We start from the raw sequence: 22,110 nt of genomic DNA, 5'->3' as shown, positions 1-22,110 counted from the left end.
CAATGAAAATCAAAGAGCAAACTAGGAAACTAGCCGCAGGCTGTACTTGAGTACGGCAAGGCGACGTTGACGTGGTTCGAATTTGATTTTCGAAGAGTATAAGATTATTTAACTGTTGCTGTGCTTGTAATCAACTCAACAGCTTTTTTGATTGTGATATCGTGTTTCAACATATCAGCTGAAAGCAAGCTTTGTACTTGAGCAACTTCCATGTTGTAGTCTGTTGCCAATTGTTCAACTTCTTTTTGGATTTCTTCTTCTGAAGCGTCAAATCCTTCAGCTTTGGCAACTGCTTCGATAACAAGGTTAGTCTTAGTACGTGACTCAGCTTCTCCCTCGTATTGTTTGTGAAGATCTTCTTGAGTAGTTCCAGTGATTTGGAAGTACATGTCAGGGTTGATACCTTGACGTTGCAAGTTTCCAAGGAATTCATTAACTGAACGGTGAACTTCTTCGTGGATCATTTCTTCTGGAAGTTCTACGATTTCAGCGTTTTCTACAGCTTTATCGATTGCTGCACCTTCAACGGCATCTTTGTATGCTTCTTCTTTAGCAGCAGCCAATTCGTTGCGGTATTTTTCTTTCAATTCAGCAAGTGTTTCAACTTCTTCGTCGATGTCTTTTGCAAGTTCATCGTCAAGAGCTGGAACTTCTTTTGCTTTTACTTCGTGGATAGTTGTCACGAATTTAGCTTCTTTACCTGCAAGGTCTTCTGCTTGGTAGTCTTCTGGGAATGTTACGATAACATCAACAGTTTCACCAGCTGAGTGACCTACCAATTGGTCTTCGAAACCAGGGATGAATTGACCTGAACCAAGTCCAAGTGAGAAGTTTTCACCTTTTCCACCGTCAAATTCAACACCGTCGATAGAACCAACGAAGTCGATAACAACAGTGTCGCCGTTTTCAGCAGCAGCTTCTTTAATAACCAATTCAGCCAAGTTGTTGCGTTCACGTTCGATACGCTCTTCGACATCAGCGTCAGTTACTTCTTTTTCTACATCAACTGATACTTCAAGGTTTTTGTAGTCACCCAATTTTACTTCAGGTTTTGTAACTACTTCAGCAGTGATAACCCAGTCTTGACCTTTTTCCATTGAAGTTACATCAATTTTTGGTTGAGCAACCACTTCAAGACCAGCTTCTTTTACAGCTGCTTCATAAGCGTTTGGCAAAAGAGCGTTCATAACGTCTTGGTAAAGTGACTCTTCACCAAATTTTTTGTCGAAGATAGGACGTGGAAGGTGACCTTTACGGAAACCTGGAACATTAAGAGATTTCTTCACTGAGTTGAAGACACGGTCCAATTCTGGTTTGATTTGGTCTTGAGAGATAGTGAAAGTCAAGACACCACGGTTTGTTTCTTTGTTTTCAAATGATACAGACATTCTGTCATTTCTCCTTAAAATTTTTTAAATACAGTCTATTATAACATAAACGAGCGACTTTTTTCAAGTAATGAATGCGCTTTTCAATGATGGGGGAGGTATGGTTTCTTCTTGGTTTTCTTTAGGATTCGAATATAATCTTATAAAAGATGTTTAGTAATGGCTGATTACAGTAAAAAACGAATCGCCCAAACATCCCTCATTAGGCGATTCGTTTTGTCTTATTTAACCACAAGAACCTTGTAATATTCATACTTATTTGGCTGTGTAATCTTAATTTTTTGACCATAGAAACCATCGATTTCTTTGTCAAAATAATCTGAAAATCTTGATGGCAAGCGTTTCATTTTAAGAATTTCACCAGATTGATCTGCATAGGCGAGAACATGATGGCTACTAGTCGTTGCTCCATCATCAATTAATACAAAGTAACCTGTTGTGAGCTTACCTTGTTCATTTTCTAAATGGTATAGTTTATTGTTATTGATTGTAAATCTGGTACCTACAAGACGAAGTCGTGCACCTGGATTTTCTAGATAGACATCATTGCCAACTTTTTTAATCTCTGAATAGGTGGTCATTTCTGGTAAATTTGTTACGCGACGACCATCTGCCCCAAAGTAATACCTGTTTGGTAAGTTTTGGAAATTCTTTATAACAGCTTTAGGATCAATTTCCTGTCCTTGATCTTTATTATCTATTAAAGCTAACGTCGTATTGGAAACGTGATCCCCATATTTATTAGAAAACTTTTTAAACTCTGGTTTGATATACCAGGCATTCTTTTCAACAATGACTCCATCTTTTGTATAAATAAGGTGATAATCATAACCATCAGACAAAGTAACAATATTTGTGATAATTGTATCATCCGCTTGAGATTGTTCAACCTGACTTGGGAGTTTGGTTAACAGATATCCATCCTTACCAATTACATAACTTTCCCCATCACTGGCTGGAACAGCTCTGTCTGCGACCATTGCACCTGATTTTTCAAAGTAAGACCATTGACCATTTGCAGTTGCCCATCCTGTTGCCATAGCGCCACTGCCTTTTAGGTAGTACCAAGTAGCCCCTTCTTTATACCAACCCGTACGCATAGCGCCACTATCTGCTAGTGAGTACCAAGTATTGCCTTCCTTGTACCAGCCTGTGCGCATAGCGCCACTATCTGCTAGAGAATACCATGTATTTCCGTCTTTGAGCCAACCTGTCTGCATTTTTCCAGAACCGTCAAAGTGATACCATGAACCAGCATTTTGCACCCATTTATTTTTGGCAAGACTACCATCTTGTGAAAGATTCCAGTCAGCACCATTTTTAACCCAAGTATCTGCAGCCTGTGCTTGGTTGATAGATAAAAGCAGACCAGCACCTACAAGCAAACCAAGTGTGAGTAGTTTTGATTTTTTCATAGCCATTTCCTCCACGAATTGAAACTGTGAGATAGAGTTAGTTTAACCATATTTTTTATAGCACATTTAAAGAGATGAAATAAAGGCCTTAACGTTCTAGTGATCTTATTTTGATAATTTACGGAGACATGATTTTAACCTCCTTTTGGATTTTTTATATCCTTTGATAAATACTATATTAACTTAGTAATCTTTAACTTTATTATACTCCCCTATAAAATAAATGTCAACAAATAACATAAAAATATTGTGAGAAAAATATTTTACCGTGCCAGAGGTACTTGCTCACTTCTTTGGTACTCAACTCAGCCATTTCTCCAATATTATTTTTGCATATCTATTAAAAATCCTCCTGCCCTACCAAATGGTGCTGAAAGGCATAGACCGCTGCCTGAGTGCGATCGCTGACCTCCAGCTTGGCTAGGATATTGGACACATGAGTCTTGACCGTCTTGAGAGAGATAAAAAGTTCATCAGCGATGCGCTGATTTTCATAGCCCTTGGCGATGAGTTGAAGTACATCTCGCTCACGCGCAGTCAAGTCCTCATGTAGTTCTATGTGATTGCGGTGGTATTCAACCTTCTTGCTGACCTCTTGTTCAATAGCAAGCTCTCCAGCACCTACCTTACGAACAGCGTGCAGCAATTCATCCGCACTTGAAGTCTTGAGCATATAGCCTCTAGCACCAGCGTTCAAGACAGGCATGATTTTTTCATTGTCTAGGTAAGAGGTCACAATCAAAATCTTGGCTTCAGACCATTCCTTTAGGATAGCCAAGGTCGCGTCAATTCCATTCATTTCAGGCATGACGATATCCATGACAATAACATCCGGACGCAATTCCAAGGCCAACTCAATGCCTTGAGATCCGTTGGCCGCCTCACCCACAACTTCCACATCGTCTTGGAGATTAAAGTAGCTTTTCAAGCCCAATCGGACCATTTCATGGTCATCTACCAGTAAAATTTTCATCTTTACTCCTTTATCATTCCTTATCAAGCAGGGGAATGCGGATATCAACTGCCAGCCCTTGCTTGGGAGCTGTCAATAACTGAACCGTCCCTGCCATATCTTCAACCCGCTCCTTAATATTGCGGAGTCCATAACTCAGGTCATCTAAACTCCCTAACTGAAAACCAATCCCGTTGTCCACCACCTTCAGCTGCAATTCAACATCTGTTTGATAGAGATAGACATCCAGACAAGATGCCTGGGCATGGCGAAGGGTATTGCTGATCAACTCTTGCAGGATACGGAAGATATGCTCCTCGATTTTCTTGGGCAATTTCGTCACATTTTGCTTGAGACTAACCTTGAGGTCACTCTTGTCCTCAAGCTCTTTTAAGAGGATTTGAATTCCCTCAACCAGACTCTTCTGCTCCAGTTCAACTGGTCTCAAATGCAAGAGCAAGACCCGCAAATCCTTCTGGGCAGTTTCTAAAATAGCTGTAACACTCTGCAACTGGGTCTGCATCTTTTCCCTATCCAATTTCAAAGCCTGCTGACTGACACCTGACAAAATCATGTGGGCCGCAAACAACTCCTGACTGACCGTATCGTGCAAATCCCGAGCAATTCGCTTCCGTTCTTTCTCAATGATTTCCTCTTCCTGAGCAAGACTTTGATTTTCTGCTTTTTGAAGAGCTTCTGTCAAGAGGTTAAGTTTACCTGACAAGGACTTGAAACTAGCATCCAAATCTGGATCTGCAACCTGAACCACTTCTTGCCCTGCCAATAAACGCTTGAGATTAGCCTGCATTTTTCTTAGAGAAAGCTCTTCAACACCTCGCCAAAACAGGGCTAAGAGAAATGTCATGGACATGCTGAATACCAACAACAAAAAGATAAATTTTTCTGTTTTTTCGACATCATGCAAGAAAATAGACCAGTCAAAGTCAAGGATTTCCAGCAAGCTGTGTGAGAAAAATAAGACAAACAGGAAGGAGGTAAAAGCAATGATTACATAGGCTTGTTTTTTCATCCCCTAACCACCTCCACATCGCCAATCATAGTAGTCAAGAAAATCTTGACACTCTTGTTACTCTTGAGATAGTCTTTTGTTTCTTGATGATAGTGTTCATTGCGGAGAGCTCGCTTGGGCTGATTGAAAAAAGTCAAGTCACCATAGAGACAGTTAACGCTGAGACTGACTTCCACATCTACAGGCACAATGATTTTGGTCGTTCCTACCATCTTTCTGAGGATAATGACATTGTCGTGATTGGTTAAGATGACCCTCTCCAGATGAATGGTGTCCTTGCCCATGAGGCGAAAGAGATTGATATCATCAAACTGGCAAGTCTGGTAGCTTGAAAAATGATGGAGATTCCCAAACCAACGATTTTTCTCCTTCTTAACCGTCACTACCTCTTCAAAAACCAAATTTGTCTGCTCCTTTTCTTGATTCATCATCGGATAAAGAAGAAAGAGACTGTAGATAACCGCAACAAAAATAGCTAGAATCACAAAAGGATTGAGCATAACGATGAAAAAGAAGAGAATGGTTGCCGCCACTAAAAGAAGGTTATTGCCCTCTTTACCAGTGTAATAGCGAATCAAAAGCAAAAAGAGAAATAGAATGAGCAGAAAACGCGAAAAATGCTCTGATACCATCAAAATCAGAGCTCCCGTCAAAAGACAGGCTTCGATAAATAAAAAGATTTTAAATTTTCTCATAGGTTCATCCTCTACCTTCTATTTTATCACAATTCAAAAAAGTCACCTCGGTCTGAAGATGGAAAAAAGGCGGTGGTTACGCCTTTTTCATCTGATCCTTTGCTTCTTTTAATTTTCCATAAAGAAGATAGTCTACTTTTTGTAAATCTGCTATGGTGGCACAGTTAAGGGCACACATAATCAAGCGTAAATCTGCTTTCCAGCCTTGGACAATGTCAATCACTTCTTCAACTGAATAGTTTTCAACCAATTCCAGAACTGTTCGAGACAGGCCTACAGCCTTGGCACCAAAGACTAAGCACTTAATCATATCCAGCGGATTCCGAACACCTCCACTGACCAAGAGTTCGACCTTGTCTTTCCAGTCTTGGGCATTAAGAAGGGCCTGCATGGTGGACTGCCCCCATTGATTGAGGTAATCACGTTGGCCACTGCGACGGTTTTCGATATAAGCAAAGCTAGTACCACCACGACCTGATAGGTCAACAGTTCGAACACCCAGTTCATAGGCTCTTTCGATGGTCTTGCCATCCATTCCAAAGCCAACTTCCTTTAGGACAATAGGAACGGGGATTTGCTTGCTATAGTCTGCTAGATGCGATTCCCAGCTTCTAAATGTTCTTTCTCCCTCAGGCATGAGCAATTCCTGCATGACATTGACATGCACTTGCAAGAGAAGAGGATTCATTTCTTCTACTGTCTGAAGACCTAACTCGACAGGCTTGTCCAAGCCAATATTGGTTCCAAGGAGGAGATTTGGATGACTAGACTTGACAGAAAAAGAGGCATCTGTTGGATCTTTAAGGGCTGCGCTATAAGATCCTGTTACAAACAAAATCCCACAGGCTTCAGCCACTTGAGCCAGCTTTTGATTGATTTTTCTTCCCTTATCGCTTCCACCCGTCATAGCATTGATATAAAAAGGAAAGTCCCACTTTCGACCAGCAAATTTTGTCGAAAGATCAATCTCATCCAGATCGTAAAGAGGCAAGGAAGAATGAATCAACTCCACCTCATCAAAGCTATTATAGGAACTTTTCTGCTCAAGGGCATAGCGGATATGCTCGTCCTTACGATTTGTCGTCATGTCCTATCCTTTCTTGATATAAGAGCTCAATCCCCAGATCGGCCCAACGATTTTTTAAGGTTTCGGTTGATTGCACATCAAAACTCAAAGCGATGCCACAGTCACCGCCACCAGCACCGCTACTCTTAGCAACAGCCTGCAAATCTTGACTGGCTTCTTTCAGCTGTCTGAGCGAAGGAGTGTAAATATCTGCGCTCAAGCCTTCTAAGAGCTTGCTGGCTACTTCTACTTGCTCGATAATTTTTTCTGCTTTCCCCTGCTCCAAGGCTTCTACCAAAGAAGCCACCGTTTCTTTTGAGGAATTTAAAAAGTTCTGATTGATATTTTGCTTGATTTGCTGGACCATGTGACTCGATACAGCCACTTCCTTGGTCCATCCCACTAGGAAATCACATTCTAGGGCTGGTTGCACTTGTGAAATTGAAAAGCCCCAATCACGCTCCAGAACTGTCGCCAAGTTTTCTTCTTCCAACCAAGTAGCCACCTTCTGGCGATCAAATGACTGGTAGGCAACCAAATCCTCTGCTACAATACAGGCAAGGTCTCCCATGGAACCATTGTCTCCTCGCTTGAGCAAGACAGCACTGGCTAGCTTGAATAAGAGAGTCTGATCAACTGAAAGATTATACAGAGTCAGTAGGGCCTTGATAACCAAGACAACGACGCTACCGCTAGAACCCAGACCAAACTTTTTCCCTTCTCGTTCCATTTTTCCACGGATTTCTAGAGAAAAAGGTCGCAAGGTCTGGCCATGATAAGTCAGGAAATCATCCACTAAGGCAATCGTTTCTTGAATCAAGCTGTAGTCAGGATTTGGTGTCAAATCAACTGCGAACTCAAACATATCTGAATAGATACGGTAACTATCAGAAAAAGCAATCTCCCCCTTCATATAGATGGGAATGGCCTTTATCAAGGCCAATTGCCCTGGCTCTAAAATAGCATATTCCCCTGCCCAATAGAGTTTTCCGCATGTTTTAACAGTAATCATCTTGGCTCAAATCCTTTGTTTTTGACACAATCAAGCGATAACGTTGACCAAAGATTTCTGATAAATGCTCCAAGTCCTTCTCCTGACAGAGGACCTTGACATTGGGACCGGCATCCATGGTAAAGTAGCAGGATTCTCCTTGCTCTCGAAGCTGGCGGACAAAGTCCATGGCTTCATAAGAAGCATCGGTCAGATAAGAAAAGGCTGGTGATGCTGTTTCTGTAGTAGCGTGCATAGCAAGGGCATTTTTCTCCGTTAATTCCCCAACCTTGGCAAAGTCATTTTCCTTGAGATAAAGAAGCATATCCTGATAGTCTTTCTCAGACTGACGCACCCAGTCATCAAAAGTCGTCGATGTTTCCACACAAAGTTTCATCCCATCACGGCTAGAAATTGGTTTTTTCTTGTCTTCTAGCACCAACATAATCATAGCTAGTTTCAAGTCTGTCTCTACAGGGTAAATTTCTCCACTATCCTTATCCCAGGCTCCTAGCGGTCCATAAAAACTCCGAGAAGAAGACCCTGAGGCAAACTTGGCTTCCTGCGCTAACTGGCTCCGAGTCAAACCAAGTTTGAAATAGGCATTGCAAGCCTTGACCAAGGCGGACAAACCACTAGAACTTGAGGATAAACCCGCCGCGGTAGGCATATTGTTTTGAGTATCAATACGGATAAAACCCTCACCATCTGGACGGTAGCGGTCAATAATTTTGCTCATCTTGTCATGTTCCGCCTCATTTTGTAGCTGGCCATTGATATAAAAGGCATCAGCTGTCGCATCCGTCGTCAGAGATGATAAAGTCGTCTCCGTGTACATATTTTCCAAAGTCAGAGAAATACTGCTAGTAGCAGGCACCATCTCTTTTTCTTTTTTCTTTCCCCAATATTTGATAATAGCAATATTTGCGTAGGAACGTACTGTTACAGGCTCTCTATCCATGTCTGAACAGCTCCTTTCTCTTCTAATCTTTCTGCTAATTCTTGTGCTTGTGTCAAATTGTCTGCCAAGGCTATGATACAGCCTCCCAGCCCACCACCGCTCATCTTGGCACCCAGAGCATCATGGCTAAGAGCCGTTTCAACCAAAGAGTCTGCCTCAGGACTACTGACACCAATTTCTTTTAAATGTAAATGCGCTTGACTGAGGATTTGTCCCAATCTTACAGCATCTTTTTGTGAAATCGCATCTTCTGCCTGCTGGGTCAATTCCCCCAAGGAATGTAAAAACGGCAGGGCATCCTTGCCCTTGCTTTGAACCACTTGGATAGCTTCACGAGTATGACCATAAACGCCCGTATCGGCAATGACCAAATAGGCTGATAAGTCCATCTCAAGCTCTGTAAATCCTACATTCTTAATAAAGCGAATAGGCTGGTCACTGAGACAGGTCTTAGCATCCAAACCGCTTGGATTCATATGGGCAATCATCTCAGCCCGATTGACCAAGATTTCTAGTACATCATGAGGTAGTTCTGCTTGATAGTAGTCAAATACCGCACGAATGGCTGCTATGCTGATAGCTGCTGACGAACCCATGCCCCGTTTCTCAGGGATAGCCGAGTCAATTTCACAGCGAATGCAGGCTTCTTTGATATCCAAATACTCCAGCGAAGCATACACCGCCATGGACAAGGTATCCTCCTCATAAAGACGCCAAGGTCTTTCTGCAGGGACCACCTTACAAGTCACCTCCACCTCCAAAAGAGGCAGGGAAATAGCAGGATAACCGTAAACGACCGCATGCTCCCCTATTAAAATAATCTTACTATGTGCCTGACCGACACCAACTTTTTTTGTCATATTTTCCTTTTACTAGACGAAAAAGCCGTCTTATACTCAATGAAAATCAAAAAGCAAACTAGGAAGCTAGCCGCAGGCTGCTCAAAACACGGTTTTGAGGTTGTGGATAGAACTGACGAAGTCAGCTCAAAGCACTGCTTTGAGGTTGCAGGTAGAACTGACGAAGTCAGTTACATATACCTACGGTAAGGCGACGCTGACGTGGTTTGAAGAGATTTTCGAAGAGTATTATTTTTTCATACAAGTATTTATTCTCTCCTATCTATTTTATTATATTTTCACAAAAAAAGCGATTGTTTCCTTCACAATCGCCTCTTTCATTATTGAACCCATTCGCCATTATAATTGACAGAATAGCCATCTATGGTAGTATTCACTGCTAAAGCACCTGAGCTATAAGCATAGTACCATTTACCATTAACTTGGAACCATCCTGTCTTCATATCGCCATTACTTGCATTTAGGTAGTACCAACTGTTACCAACATAAGCCCAACCTGTCTTCATATCACCATTTTGAGCATCTAGATAATACCAAGTTGAGTTATCATTGACCCAACCTGCACGTCTTTCACCACCAATATAGTTTTCTCCATTAATTTCAGTTTTAGCTAGATAATACCAATTAGACTGGTCATAAAGCCAACCTGTCTCTAAAGAATGATTCTGATTAAAGTAATAGTTCGTGTAATAACGCTTCTCTTCTTTATCTTCTGAATCTTCACGTTTTTCCCCGTACTTTCTTCCAACACTATCTTTTGTTTTAATCTCTAATGCTTTCCAGCCTACAAACTCTTGTAGTACCCCATTTTTATCGAAGTAGTTCCATTCTGGCATTGGGGAACCTTCTAATCTTATACCATTAGGGTAAGGACCAATTGTATATCCTTTAACTGGCATTGGAATGTACTGCCAACCAACAACCATTTCACCATTATAATCAAAATAATAGGTCTTGCCATCAATCACTCGCCAGTCCGTTTCTTTGATGTCACCCTTCTTGTAGTAGGTTCTACCATTTTCTTTGACAAATTGCCAACCTTCTGAATCATCTGCAAATACTGTATTTGTAACCAGCAAACCGAAGAAAAAGACTGCTAATGCAATTTGCATCAATTTTTTTATTGTTTTCATTAGATTTTCCTCCATAACTGATTGTAGCAAAGACCAAACTATATGTCAATATGTACAATCCTCAAAAAAGCAGTTACATGACTGCAACTGCTTTTCTATTCTTGCATGGTGTAACCAACACCACGCACGGTTTTAATGTAGCTTTTTTGACCTTTTACATCAAGCTTGCTACGTAGATAACGGATATAGACATCCACGATATTGGTTTCGGTCGCACTTTCATACTTCCAAACACTTTCCAACAACTGTTCACGAGTTAAAACCTTCTTGCTTCCCATAAGAGTCGCTAAAAGATCGTATTCCCGGCGTGTCAGAGCAATCATCTCATCACCACGATAGACAGTATGGTTTTCAACATCCATACGCAGATTACGATAGGATGTTGGAACTTTCATCTGGCTACAATGTTGGTCAATGAAGTCCCGACCTCGAAAAATGGCTGAAATTCGTTCTACCAAATTTTCTATAATCACAGGCTTATAGATGTATGAAACAGCAAAACGCTGGATAGTTTCAAGTTGGTCTTGCAACCCTTCTCGATGGTCCAAAACCATGATCACTGAGGCTGGTTTTGTCCGACTCAGCTGTTCTGCAAAAGCCTGGGCTGTCATATCCCCTAAATGAGCATTCAGTAAAATCAAGTCATAGTCTGTCTGAAGAGCCATGGAAAGGGCATTTTTGCCCTCTTCTACCTGATCAACTCGGTATTGCTCTTTTTGGAGTTCCAGACTTAAAAAATGAGCTAGATTTCTTTCTTTCTCAAGTAATAAAATCCGTTTCCCCATGGCTGGCCTACTTATTTTTCATCGTACCAAGAATAGTGGAAGGTTCCTTCTTTGTCTTTACGTTGGTATGTGTGGGCACCAAAGTAGTCACGTTGCGCTTGGATCAAGTTAGCTGGAAGGTCCGCTGAACGGTAGCTATCAAAGTAAGTAATAGCTGCTGAGAAAGTTGGCACTGGCACACCAGCTTGAACCGCAAGAGCTACGATATCACGCACTGCTTGTTGATACTTAGCAGTAACATCCAAGAAGTACTCATCCAAAAGAAGGTTAGCAAGGTCTGCATCACGGTTGTAAGCATCAGTAATCTTTTGCAAGAAACGAGAACGGATAATACAGCCATCACGCCAGATAGATGCGATGTCTGCAAATGGCAAGTTCCAGTTGTTTTCTTTAGAAGCTACACGCAATTGAGCAAAACCTTGTGCGTATGAAATGATTTTTGAGAAGTAAAGAGCTTGGCGGATTTTTTCAATCAACTCAGCCTTGTCTCCTTCAAATTTGAAGGCAGCTGGTTTTGGAAGCACCTTGCTAGCATGTACACGCTCTTCTTTGTAAGTAGAGATATAACGAGCAAATACCGACTCAGTAATGAGTGACAATGGTACACCAAGGTCAAGTGCAGATTGGCTAGTCCATTTACCAGTTCCCTTGTTTCCTGCAGCATCCAAGATGTAGTCTACGATTGGACCATCTTGACCTTCGTCGTCTTTGCGTCCAAGGATATCCGCTGTAATTTCAATCAAGTAGCTGTCCAATTCACCCTTGTTCCACTCAGTAAAGATTTCAGCCATATCTTGAGCTGAAAGGCCAAGCAAGTGTTGCATAAGATCGTAGCTTTCTGCGATCAATTGCATATCACCATACTCAATACCGTTGTGGACCATTTTCACATAGTGACCAGCTCCATCAGGACCAATGTATGTCACACATGGTTTCCCATCTTCTGGTGCTTTTGCAGAGATTTCTTCAAGAACATCTGCTACCAATTCATAAGCTTCTTTTTGCCCACCAGGCATGATAGAAGGACCTTCAAGGGCACCTTTTTCACCACCAGAGACACCAGTACCGATAAAGTTGATACCTGAGTTAGCCAACTCTTCATTACGACGGATAGTATCTTTGTAGAAAGTGTTTCCTCCGTCAATCAAGATATCACCTTTGTCCAAGTGTGGAAGAAGGGCTTGGATAGTCGCATCTGTACCAGGTCCTGCTTGAACCATGAGCATGATACGACGTGGTTTTTCGATTGAGTTTACAAAACTTTCAACGTCATAGCTCGGTACAAATTTCTTTTCAGGATGGCAAGCAATCACATCTTCAGTTTTTTCTTTACTACGGTTGTAAATAGCAACTGTGTAACCACGAGATTCAATATTAAGGGCAAGGTTACGACCCATTACGGCCATACCAACGACACCAAAGTTAGCTTTTGTCATTTGACACTCCTCTTGTTTAATTTGTTTTATTTTATCATTTTTACTTTTGAAAAGAAAGAATTTTGTAACGACTGCTTAGTAGTCCAAGTCATCCGCATGCCCAGAACCATTTCCAACAAAGTAGCCTGTCTTACAATTAAGGGTAAAGAGATAGGTTCCATCTGGCTTGTAGAGGTTGTAATAACCATTGCCATTAACGATATTGACACGTTCGAGGATGTATTGGTTACCAGTGATATAACCACGCGAACGTGAAGTCGCTAAAATTTGTTCCAAGACACCATCCGCAAAATCCCAGGCCGAGTTGTTACTATCATCAATAGCAGACTGATTATAGGCAACACGACTGGCACTTCTTTGAACAGCAACTCCTGCACTTGATACACCCATATTGACTTCACTGCGAGTACTTCTAGTTTCATTTGATGTAGTATTTGAGCTACTTGGGCTTGTCTCACTAGCAATATTTTCACTTGCTTGACTAGAGCTTGAGCTGCTAGTTTCACTTGAACTTGAGCTCGAAGTGCTGGTTTGCTGGCTCTTACCAAGGCTAATAGCCTTATCTAGCACTTTATCAAGCTCCGTATTTCCAGTTTTAATATCTGTAAATTTAGCATCCGATTTTGCTTTAGCATTGGTATCCAAAACACCATCCACAATAGCTGGCTTCTCAAATTGAGCATTGACATCTTGGATAGCCTTGATTTGCGTTGCTAAGCTATCATATTTCGATTTGGCAAGCGTATATTCACGACTACCTTCTAGCTTATCAAGCAAGGTCTTGAGTTGACTCAGTTTATCAAACTGGCTATTCTTCAAAGCCGTTTTATTGCTATCTGTGTAGAAAGCATCATATAAATTATTGAATTCTTCTACATCTGACTGCGTGTTTGTAGTTGATTGAGAAGTCTGGATTTCCTTGGTTGAACGAGCCACTTGACGATAAACATAATAACCAGTTCCAAGGATAAGAACCACTAAGGCTGCTAGAAGCCCATAAAGTACCCCTTTCTTCTTACTTTTTCCATCTTCACTATCTGTCACTCGAGAACGTGTGAGGGACTCTTCCGCTCCGACCAATTGTACCTCTTCAGTCTCAAATTCTTCAACAAGAGGAGCTTCTGAAACTCGTGTTAATTCTAAATCATCAAACTGACTCAATTCATCTTCTGGAGCTAGAGCAGTTACTCCTGTTTCCTCACGAAGCTCTTGAAGCAAATTATCCAGAGTCTGAGTCTCCTCTATCTCCTCTACCTCTTCTTTTTCAACTAAATCATCCTTGCTAAACTGACGCGTTTCAAACTTATCTGCCTCAATTTCATCTTTATGTTGTTTCACATACTTGTCCAAGATAGAATCTCCAGGCAATACACCCGCTTCCACCTCTTCATTTTTTCGCATGGCTTCTCCAACTGTTAGCTCTTTGGCATCATCAAAATCAAATTGCGCTTCTTTATGTTCTGTTTTATGACGATTACGTCTTTTCTTACTCATGAGTTTTCCTTTCTACTTTACTTCCTGACGTTTAACGCGCTGACCAAAATATTGATACAAATCAACTTTTAAGGTTCCATTGTACAACTTACGTTTCTTATCCGCCTGACTACCGTACTTGATCTCAAAGGCTTCATCACTAGTTAGGATAAACTTGCTCCAGGTTTTTAGCGGTGCAAATACTTGACCCATTTCCGCATAAAGCTTGGTCACCCCTGCATTATCTGACAAGCGTTCACCATAAGGCGGATTGGAAATAATCACACCATTGATTTTATCGGAACGTAAATCCTGCACGCGCATCTGCTTAAAGGTAATATCTCCTGCAACACCTGCCGCCTGAGCATTAGCCTTAGCAATTTCCACCATGCGAGCATCAATATCACATCCCATAATATCCAGTTCCAGTTCACGATCCACTTTCTTAGCCGCCTCTGTGCGCACTTCTTGAATCAAGCGATCGCTAATCCAGTTCCATTCCTCAAAAGCAAAAGAGCGACGAAGTCCTGGGGCCATCTTTCTAGCAATCATAACTGCCTCGATACAGAAAGTTCCTGAACCACAGGTTGGATCAATCAAGGGCTTGTCTGGGTACCAGTTAGAGAGTTGTAAAATGGCTGCTGCCATGTTTTCCTTGATAGGAGCGCCACCCTTTTCGGTACGATAGCCACGTTTAAAGAGGCTAGTCCCTGTCGTATCAATCATGATAGTTGCCACATCTTTGAGAATAGAAACCTCAATCTTAAACTCAGGACCATTTTCCATCAGAGGAACGCCTTCTGGACGGGCATAGTGTTTTTGCAACTTCTTAACAACAGCCTTCTTAGAAATAGCCTGTACACTTGGCTCATTGTGAAGTTTAGATTTAACACATTTGGCTTTTGAAATCGGGAATCGAGCCCCAAGCGGTAAATAATTTTCCCAATCTAGGGCGAAAACTCCTTGAAAGAGCTCCTCAAAAGTCTTAGCTGGGAACGTCCCAACGATAATCTTGATACGATCTGCTGCCCGAAGCCAGAGGTTGGTTTCGATGATGGCTCTCGCATCTCCTTGAAAACGAACACGACCGTTTTCAACCTGACAATCGTAGCCCAACTCTCGCACTTCACGTCCCACAACAGCTTCAAGACCTGCTGCAACAGTTGCAATTAAATTAAATTCTTTTTTCATTTTACAGTCTTGCAAGACCTTTCTATATGTCCACTTTAAAAAATGAGGTTGAGAAAATTTCTCAGCCCCAACCTATATGCAATTTTCTATAAGCCATGTTTTGTTCCAGAAGTGACTAGGACCACTTCCTTCGATAATCATCTGTCTACCACTAACAGCCTAGAGCTGATAGCAGTCAGAGTACTACGTTCGTTTCCGCGTACTCCATGCCCCGACCAAAATTTGGGTTGCTAGCTTGAGGGGTTTACCGCGTTCCACTCTCTCCGTTTCCAGAAAGACTCCGTCACTGTGGCACTTTCAAGCCTACTCTGGCCTATCCAAGGACTTAGCCATTTCAACTGCCGTAACGATTTCTCGTCCCTAGGCTTATGGTTTCGCCTAGCACAAACACTACAGGCATCACAGCCTGTGCTAGCATGGACTTTCCTCATGAAAAGAAACTCTCCTCACGCGATTATCCAAAAATTGCACTTTTCAAATAAGCTCTTATAGATCAGAGTTATCCAAAATTTGTTTACCAAATACTTCTTTCTCAAGACGATTCAAACGTTTCAAAATATCAAAATTCGTCATAGAAGTTGTAGCTGTCATTTCAAGAGGTTCTGCTTGAACCGGTGCAGATTCAGGTTTGCGAGATAATTCTCCCTTCAACTCTGCAATTTCTTGACGGAGAGACTTGACCAAGGCAGCATAAGTTTCATAGTCCTTGATGACATCGTCCAAAAATTCATCAACTTCAACCTTACTATATCCACGGACTTCACGTCCAAACTCTTGCTCAAAAATATCTTTTGCTGAAAAAATAATACTTGCCATCTCTCTCTCCATTCTCAGTTTCTAATAGTATTATTATATAAAAAAAAGCAAACAAAAATCAAGGTCAAAGGCTTACTTTTCAGAAAAATTTTCTGCCATCTCATTTAAGTCTTCAAAGGTTAGCCTTTTTATGCGATAACCTTCCTGATTTTTCATCAAGGTGTCCATAAATTTTAATTTGGTCTCATTTTCTGGGTCATAGAAAAAATAGGCTAAATCAGTATTTTCCAACAAAAATCGTTGGTAGTCTCGCAATTGCCCCATATTTTCATACTTCGGATAGGCATATTTAACAAAATCTACCTGCTTAAATTGGCTAAGTTTAACCTGATTCGCTTCATTCCAATTTTCCCCGTGTGTTTCAAAATCAAAAATAGTCGCTAGGCTAAAATCATACTCGTCTTTCATTTCATTTGCAACGTCGAGAACCCAAGATTCAAATCCCAAGTTCCCTGTAAAGACCAGCCATTTAATCCCTTCTTCTGCTAAACTTTCTAGATCACGACGAATGGCTTTCTTTATAATTTTTAACCTGATCTCTTTTTCATTAAACAAACCCAAATCGAAGTTAGAATAGCCCATAATTAAAGCTGTAGTCATTTTTGCACCTTTCTTTATACTTTTATGGTATAATAGAGTGATGTTATTGTACCAATAAGGAGAAATATGGTCAACTATCCTCATAAAATTTCATCAAAAAAAAGACAAACATCCATTTCTCAACCAAAAAATTTCGCAAATCGAGGAATGACTTTTGAAAAGATGATCAACGCTACAAACGACTACTATCTGACGCATGGTATGGCAGTTATCCATAAAAAACCTACACCAGTTCAGATCGTTCGAGTAGACTATCCACAACGAAGTCGAGCAAAGATTGTAGAAGCCTATTTTAGACAAGCTTCCACAACAGATTACTCTGGCGTATATAGAGGACATTACATTGACTTTGAAGCCAAGGAAACACGACAAAAGAATGCTATCCCAATGAAGAACTTCCATCTTCACCAGATTCAACATATGGAACAAGTTCTAGAACAGCAGGGCATTTGCTTCGTACTGCTTCATTTCTCTTCTCAACAAGAAACTTATTTGTTGCCGGCACTTGATTTGATTCGCTTTTATCATCAAGATAAGGGTCAAAAATCAATGCCACTTAGATATATTCAAGAATATGGATATTTAGTAAAGCAAGAAGCTTTCCCTCAAATTCCCTATCTCGATATTATCAAAGAACATTTACTAGGTGGTAAAACAAGATGAATAAACAAATTGTTCTGCGATTTTTAAAGTATATTGGAATTACATTCCTTACCTTATTTATCGCATTATTTCTATTAGGTGGAGGTACCTTCCTCTACTTTGTTAGCAAGGCTCCAGCCTTATCTGAAAGTAAATTAGTTGCGACAACCTCTAGCAAGATTTATGACAATAAGAACGGACTGATTGCTGACCTTGGATCTGAACGTCGCGTAAATACTCAAGCAAATGAAATCCCTACTGACTTGGTCAAGGCCATTGTATCTATCGAAGACCACCGTTTCTTTGATCATAGAGGTGTTGATACTATTCGTATCCTTGGGGCAACTCTGAGAAATCTCCAAGGTAGAGGGGGACTTCAAGGAGCTTCAACCTTGACCCAGCAATTAATCAAATTAACTTACTTTTCTACTTCGACTGCCGATCAAACCTTGTCACGTAAAGCCCAAGAAGCTTGGCTAGCAGTCCAACTAGAACAAAAAGCAACCAAGCAAGAAATCTTGACCTACTACATCAACAAAGTCTATATGTCTAACGGTAACTATGGAATGCAAACCGCAGCCCAAAATTACTATGGCAAAGACTTGAAGGATTTAAGCTTGCCACAGTTAGCACTCCTAGCCGGAATGCCTCAAGCACCAAACCAATATGATCCATATTCCCACCCAGAAGCTGCTCTAGAGCGTCGGAACTTGGTACTTTCAGAAATGAAGGGACAGAAATACATCAGTGCAGAAGATTACGAAAAAGCTATTAATACGCCTATCACTGACGGCCTCCAAAGCTTGAAATCAGCCAATAGTTATCCAGCTTATATGGACAACTATCTCAAAGAAGTAATCGACCAAGTAGAACAAGAAACTGGCTACAACCTTCTTACCACAGGTATGGAAGTCTATACTAATGTCGACAAAAATGTTCAACAGAGACTTTGGGATGTATACAATACAGATGAGTACGTTGCTTATCCAGATGATGAACTTCAAGTAGCTTCTACCATCGTCGATGTAACAAATGGTAAAGTCATTGCTCAGTTAGGCGCCCGTCACCAATCAAGCAATGTATCTTTTGGAGTTAACCAAGCCGTTGAAACTAACCGTGACTGGGGTTCTACTATGAAACCAATCACTGACTATGCTCCCGCTTTAGAATATGGAGTCTATGACTCTACTGCTTCTATTGTACATGATGTTCCTTATAACTATCCTGGTACTGATACCCCAGTCTACAACTGGGATCATGGTTATTTTGGAAATATTACAGTACAATACGCACTACAACAATCACGTAATGTTACAGCAGTTGAAACTTTAAATAAAGTTGGTTTAGATCGAGCCAAAACCTTCCTAAATGGCTTAGGTATCGATTATCCAAGCATCCACTATGCTAACGCCATTTCAAGTAATACAACAGAATCTAACAAACAATACGGTGCAAGTAGTGAAAAAATGGCTGCTGCTTATGCCGCCTTTGCTAATGGTGGTATTTACCACAAACCAATGTATATCAATAAAATCGTCTTTAGTGATGGTAGTGAAAAAGAGTTTTCTGATGCCGGTACACGAGCTATGAAAGAAACTACTGCCTATATGATGACCGAAATGATGAAAACTGTTTTAGCTTACGGAACTGGACGTGGTGCTTACCTACCATGGCTTCCACAAGCTGGTAAGACTGGTACTTCTAACTATACTGATGACGAAATCGAAAAACATGTCAAGAATACTGGCTACGTAGCTCCAGATGAATTGTTTGTAGGTTATACTCGTAAATATTCTATGGCTGTATGGACTGGATACTCAAATCGTTTAACTCCAATCGTTGGAGATGGTTTCCTGGTTGCTGCCAAGGTTTATCGCTCAATGATATCGTATCTATCAGAAGATGACCAACCTGGAGATTGGACGATGCCAGACGGCCTGTTCCGAAATGGAGAATTCGTATTCCAAAACGGAGCAAGAAATAGTTGGAATAATCCAGCCACACAACAAACGCAAATCGTAGAGAATCCCTCTACAACAGCTGAAAGTTCAACTACACAGGCAAGTACAACGGTTGGGCAACAACCCAATAATGCTCCAGCAACTGATCCTAATCAAGGACAAGCTGGTCAGCCTGGTCAGCCAACACAACCAGTACAACCAACACCACAAAATCCACAAGTTCAACAACCTCAACAGTGAGATGAAAGAAAATCCTGAGAATAAAAACTCAGGATTTTTTTCTATAATAATACTCAATAAAAATCAAAGAGCAAACTAGGAAACTAGCCACAGGCTGCTCAAAACACGGTTTTGAGGTTGTGGATAGAACTGACGAAGTCAGTAACATATAACGTTGACGTGGTTTGAAGAGATTTTAGAAGAGTATAAAATACATTTCGTAATATCGAACATCAGATAGGCATCAATCTATTTTCTCGAAACCAAAAGAAGTTAGCTAACAACTAACTTCTTGTTTAATCTATTTCACATGTTTTGCAAGATCTTCTTGCGCTTTTTTATTGGATTCTTCTTTTTCTTTCGTCCATTTATCTTGAGCTTTTTGGTATTCATCTGCAGTGACTGCCTTGTCTTGAAGTTCAAGGTATTTATACAAGAGTGGTTCACTTGTCCCTTTGTTTCCTGCCAATGCAAATGGTATTGTAAATGGTTTCATCTTAGACAAGATTGGACGACCTGTACGAGATGTCGTTGGAATGACTAGGGCACTATCTGTTAGCCAAGCTTGAGCTTCAGCGTACTTATTATAACGTTTTGAAACATCTGTAGTTTCAGCTCCTGCTTCATTTACTAATTTATCGTAGTCGTTTAGTCCAACCTTCTTAGCAGCTTCATTATTTGTTCCTGAATCAAATCCTAGGTAAGTTCTCGTATTTTCTCCTACAGATGGTTTGATAATATCAAGGTAGGTAGATGGATCTGAGAAGTCTGGTCCCCATCCAACGTTATCAGAAAGATCCCAATCTTCGCCAGCAGCAGTTTGTGCAAATAAAGTGACATTAAGCACTTCATCTTTTTGCAACTGTTGGATATCAATAATGACATTATCAGTTCCTAAAGTTGCTTCCAAGGATTGTTTCATAGATTGGACACGTTGAACTTTTGTAGTTGCTGTTTGGTCAACAGGCATATCTAGGTGAATAGGGAAGGTTACACCTTCAGCTTGAAGGGCAGCCTTAGCTTTAGCAAATTCAGCCTTAGATTTTTCTGGATTGTAAAGACCATCTTGAGCATCTGCCAAGTTTACATCTTTCCATTCATCCCCATAAGTCACCAATTTTTCTTTAACTAGATCACCAAAGTTTTTCCCATCTGCTTGGACAAATGTTGGTGGGACAAAGATATTACGCAAGATTTTGCTTGCTCCAGTTTGTCCATTGAGTTGAGATGCATAGGCCGTACGATCAAAACCAAAAGCAATCGCCTGACGGAAATCCTTGTTCAACAAAGCCTTTTTAGTTGAAGTCTTTTGTTCTTCACTAGTTTTAGATGTGTATTTATAAGACTGGCGATCAATATTTGTTCCCACTACATAAGTAGTAGAGTCCTGTTGTGTATAGACAATATTGTCCTTCATCTCTTTCTCAAGCTCTGCAAAACTTGCACTGGTTGGATAGAGACGAGCTGCTGTTAAGCTACCATCTTTAAAGTTTTCTGCAGGTTTACTAGTATCTTGACCATCCCAGAATGACAATTTGACTTTGTCAATATGCACATTGTCTTTATTCCAGTAGTTAGGATTTTTTGCAAATTCAACAGTAGATTTGGTCACAATGGATTTCAACAAATAAGGACCATTATACAAGATACTACTTGGATCTGTTGCTTTGGCAAAATCATCCCCTTTTGAGTTTAAAAACTCTTCATTAACTGGTGCTAAAACACCCATTGTTGTTTTAGAATTCCAAAAACTTTCAGGTTTGTTCAAAGTGTATTGGACTGTTTGATCGTCAATCGCTTTAATCCCAACTTGAGAGAAATCTTTATTTTCCCCTTTAGCGTATGCATCCAAACCTTTAATTGAATCCTGTACCAAGTAAAGGGCTTCTGATTTCTTATCTGTTGCATATTTAAGACCTGTCACAAAGTCCTGAGCCTTGACAGGAGCATACTCTTCTCCCTCAGATGTATACCACTTGGCATCCTGACGAATCTTATAAGTATAAGTCAAGCCATCTTTAGAAACTGACCAGTCCTCTGCCATTGATGGCACCAAATTCCCATAACGGTCACTCTCCAACAAACCATCAATCACGTTACTAGTGATATTGGCAGTTGCTGCCTTACCAGTTGTTAAGTAGTTGAGGTTATCTGGGTCTGTCTCGTAGGTAAATGCAAAAGTCTGCTCGCCTTTAGTTGCAGAACCACCTGAACAAGCCGCTAAGACACCTGCTGCTAATAAAGTTACTCCCGCAAGAGCTAATACTTTCCTTGTTTTCATAGTACTCTCCTTTATTTTTTATCCATTATAGACTCTTTTTAAAGTCCTGTCAATAGAATTTTCTGAATTTTAGAAAATTATTTTTTAAACAACAACTTTGCAAAAATATGAATAATATCAAAAAATCCCTCAACTACAGGCTCTATAATATTTGTAGTGGGTAAATCCCCTATGGATATTATGGAGCCTATTTTGTTGTAGAAAAAAAGTCCCAT

At 40.6% G+C, this 22,110-nt stretch carries 20 protein-coding genes and 1 other RNA gene; 3 read left to right on the top strand and 18 right to left on the bottom strand.

Going from position 1 to position 22,110, the window contains the following annotated elements:
• Positions 1 to 104 precede the first annotated feature (104 nt).
• The 9 genes from tig to mvk form a co-directional block, all read right to left on the bottom strand.
• Positions 105 to 1,388 (bottom strand): trigger factor, encoded by a 1,284-nt coding sequence (tig, locus tag M1F37_RS09430; protein ID WP_247935612.1) that lies wholly within the window; start codon positions 1,386 to 1,388, stop codon positions 105 to 107.
• Positions 1,389 to 1,609: 221 nt separating this feature from the next.
• On the bottom strand, positions 1,610 to 2,803 hold the full coding sequence (locus tag M1F37_RS09425) for an N-acetylmuramoyl-L-alanine amidase family protein (protein ID WP_247935611.1): 1,194 nt from the start codon (positions 2,801 to 2,803) through the stop codon (positions 1,610 to 1,612).
• A 340-nt stretch (positions 2,804 to 3,143) separates the two neighbouring features.
• On the bottom strand, positions 3,144 to 3,776 hold the full coding sequence (locus M1F37_RS09420; protein WP_247935610.1) for a response regulator: 633 nt from the start codon (positions 3,774 to 3,776) through the stop codon (positions 3,144 to 3,146).
• Positions 3,777 to 3,789: 13 nt separating this feature from the next.
• Positions 3,790 to 4,785 (bottom strand): sensor histidine kinase, encoded by a 996-nt coding sequence (locus M1F37_RS09415; protein WP_247935609.1) that lies wholly within the window; start codon positions 4,783 to 4,785, stop codon positions 3,790 to 3,792.
• Entirely contained in the window at positions 4,782 to 5,480 is a 699-nt protein-coding gene (liaF, locus tag M1F37_RS09410; protein ID WP_044727652.1) for a cell wall-active antibiotics response protein LiaF, read from the bottom strand. The genes M1F37_RS09415 and liaF overlap by 4 nt, the downstream gene beginning before the upstream one ends.
• 76 nt (positions 5,481 to 5,556) lie before the next feature.
• Positions 5,557 to 6,567: a type 2 isopentenyl-diphosphate Delta-isomerase gene (gene fni / locus M1F37_RS09405; RefSeq protein WP_247935608.1), complete on the bottom strand. Its 1,011-nt coding sequence runs from the start codon at positions 6,565 to 6,567 to the stop codon at positions 5,557 to 5,559.
• Positions 6,551 to 7,558, bottom strand: coding sequence for a phosphomevalonate kinase (locus tag M1F37_RS09400; RefSeq protein WP_247935607.1), 1,008 nt, complete (start codon positions 7,556 to 7,558; stop codon positions 6,551 to 6,553). The genes fni and M1F37_RS09400 overlap by 17 nt, the downstream gene beginning before the upstream one ends.
• Positions 7,545 to 8,498, bottom strand: coding sequence for a diphosphomevalonate decarboxylase (mvaD, locus tag M1F37_RS09395; RefSeq protein WP_247935606.1), 954 nt, complete (start codon positions 8,496 to 8,498; stop codon positions 7,545 to 7,547). The genes M1F37_RS09400 and mvaD overlap by 14 nt, the downstream gene beginning before the upstream one ends.
• On the bottom strand, positions 8,480 to 9,358 hold the full coding sequence (gene mvk, locus M1F37_RS09390; RefSeq protein WP_247935605.1) for a mevalonate kinase: 879 nt from the start codon (positions 9,356 to 9,358) through the stop codon (positions 8,480 to 8,482). Before mvk ends, mvaD begins: the two co-directional genes overlap by 19 nt.
• 39 nt (positions 9,359 to 9,397) lie before the next feature.
• Here mvk and M1F37_RS09385 point away from each other — a divergent pair, with 39 nt between their 5' ends.
• Positions 9,398 to 9,547 carry a hypothetical protein gene (locus tag M1F37_RS09385; protein WP_247935604.1) on the top strand — a complete coding sequence of 50 codons (150 nt, stop codon included), beginning with the start codon at positions 9,398 to 9,400 and terminating at the stop codon, positions 9,545 to 9,547.
• 131 nt (positions 9,548 to 9,678) lie between these two features.
• Here M1F37_RS09385 and M1F37_RS09380 read toward each other — a convergent pair whose 3' ends face one another.
• The 8 genes from M1F37_RS09380 to M1F37_RS09345 all read right to left on the bottom strand — a co-directional run bounded on the left by M1F37_RS09380 (position 9,679) and on the right by M1F37_RS09345 (position 16,792).
• The gene (locus M1F37_RS09380) at positions 9,679 to 10,491 is read right to left on the bottom strand and encodes an N-acetylmuramoyl-L-alanine amidase family protein (protein ID WP_247935603.1); all 813 of its coding nucleotides are present in this window, start codon (positions 10,489 to 10,491) and stop codon (positions 9,679 to 9,681) included.
• Between the two features lie 95 nt (positions 10,492 to 10,586).
• Positions 10,587 to 11,276 carry a response regulator transcription factor gene (locus tag M1F37_RS09375; protein ID WP_247935602.1) on the bottom strand — a complete coding sequence of 230 codons (690 nt, stop codon included), beginning with the start codon at positions 11,274 to 11,276 and terminating at the stop codon, positions 10,587 to 10,589.
• An 11-nt stretch (positions 11,277 to 11,287) separates the two neighbouring features.
• Complete coding sequence (gene gndA / locus M1F37_RS09370; RefSeq protein WP_247935601.1) at positions 11,288 to 12,712, bottom strand: NADP-dependent phosphogluconate dehydrogenase; 1,425 nt, start codon at positions 12,710 to 12,712, stop codon at positions 11,288 to 11,290.
• A gap of 75 nt (positions 12,713 to 12,787) precedes the next feature.
• Positions 12,788 to 14,206, bottom strand: a complete 1,419-nt coding sequence (gene mapZ, locus M1F37_RS09365) for a cell division site-positioning protein MapZ (protein ID WP_247935600.1) — start codon at positions 14,204 to 14,206, stop codon at positions 12,788 to 12,790.
• 12 nt (positions 14,207 to 14,218) lie between these two features.
• Positions 14,219 to 15,376 carry a THUMP domain-containing class I SAM-dependent RNA methyltransferase gene (locus M1F37_RS09360; RefSeq protein ID WP_247935599.1) on the bottom strand — a complete coding sequence of 386 codons (1,158 nt, stop codon included), beginning with the start codon at positions 15,374 to 15,376 and terminating at the stop codon, positions 14,219 to 14,221.
• 84 nt (positions 15,377 to 15,460) lie between these two features.
• Positions 15,461 to 15,842, bottom strand: an RNA gene (gene rnpB, locus M1F37_RS09355) — RNase P RNA component class B.
• Between the two features lie 20 nt (positions 15,843 to 15,862).
• The gene (gene gpsB / locus M1F37_RS09350) at positions 15,863 to 16,192 is read right to left on the bottom strand and encodes a cell division regulator GpsB (RefSeq protein WP_247935598.1); all 330 of its coding nucleotides are present in this window, start codon (positions 16,190 to 16,192) and stop codon (positions 15,863 to 15,865) included.
• Between the two features lie 72 nt (positions 16,193 to 16,264).
• Positions 16,265 to 16,792, bottom strand: a complete 528-nt coding sequence (locus M1F37_RS09345) for a DUF1273 domain-containing protein (RefSeq protein ID WP_247935597.1) — start codon at positions 16,790 to 16,792, stop codon at positions 16,265 to 16,267.
• A 66-nt stretch (positions 16,793 to 16,858) separates the two neighbouring features.
• Here M1F37_RS09345 and recU point away from each other — a divergent pair, with 66 nt between their 5' ends.
• Together recU and pbp1a are read left to right on the top strand one after the other, a co-directional pair.
• Positions 16,859 to 17,455, top strand: a complete 597-nt coding sequence (gene recU, locus M1F37_RS09340) for a Holliday junction resolvase RecU (protein WP_247935596.1) — start codon at positions 16,859 to 16,861, stop codon at positions 17,453 to 17,455.
• Positions 17,452 to 19,635, top strand: a complete 2,184-nt coding sequence (gene pbp1a / locus M1F37_RS09335; RefSeq protein ID WP_247935595.1) for a penicillin-binding protein PBP1A — start codon at positions 17,452 to 17,454, stop codon at positions 19,633 to 19,635. Before recU ends, pbp1a begins: the two co-directional genes overlap by 4 nt.
• Before the next feature lie 280 nt (positions 19,636 to 19,915).
• Here the strand turns inward: pbp1a and M1F37_RS09330 are convergent, their stop codons facing one another.
• The gene (locus tag M1F37_RS09330) at positions 19,916 to 21,895 is read right to left on the bottom strand and encodes a peptide ABC transporter substrate-binding protein (RefSeq protein ID WP_247935594.1); all 1,980 of its coding nucleotides are present in this window, start codon (positions 21,893 to 21,895) and stop codon (positions 19,916 to 19,918) included.
• Between the last annotated feature and the right edge of the window lie 215 nt (positions 21,896 to 22,110).

The organism is Streptococcus mitis (genome assembly GCF_023109105.1).
Lineage (GTDB): Bacteria > Bacillota > Bacilli > Lactobacillales > Streptococcaceae > Streptococcus > Streptococcus mitis_BW.
The sequence above is the reverse complement of the archived record's forward strand: the minus strand, read 5'-3'. Positions and strand labels throughout refer to the sequence as shown.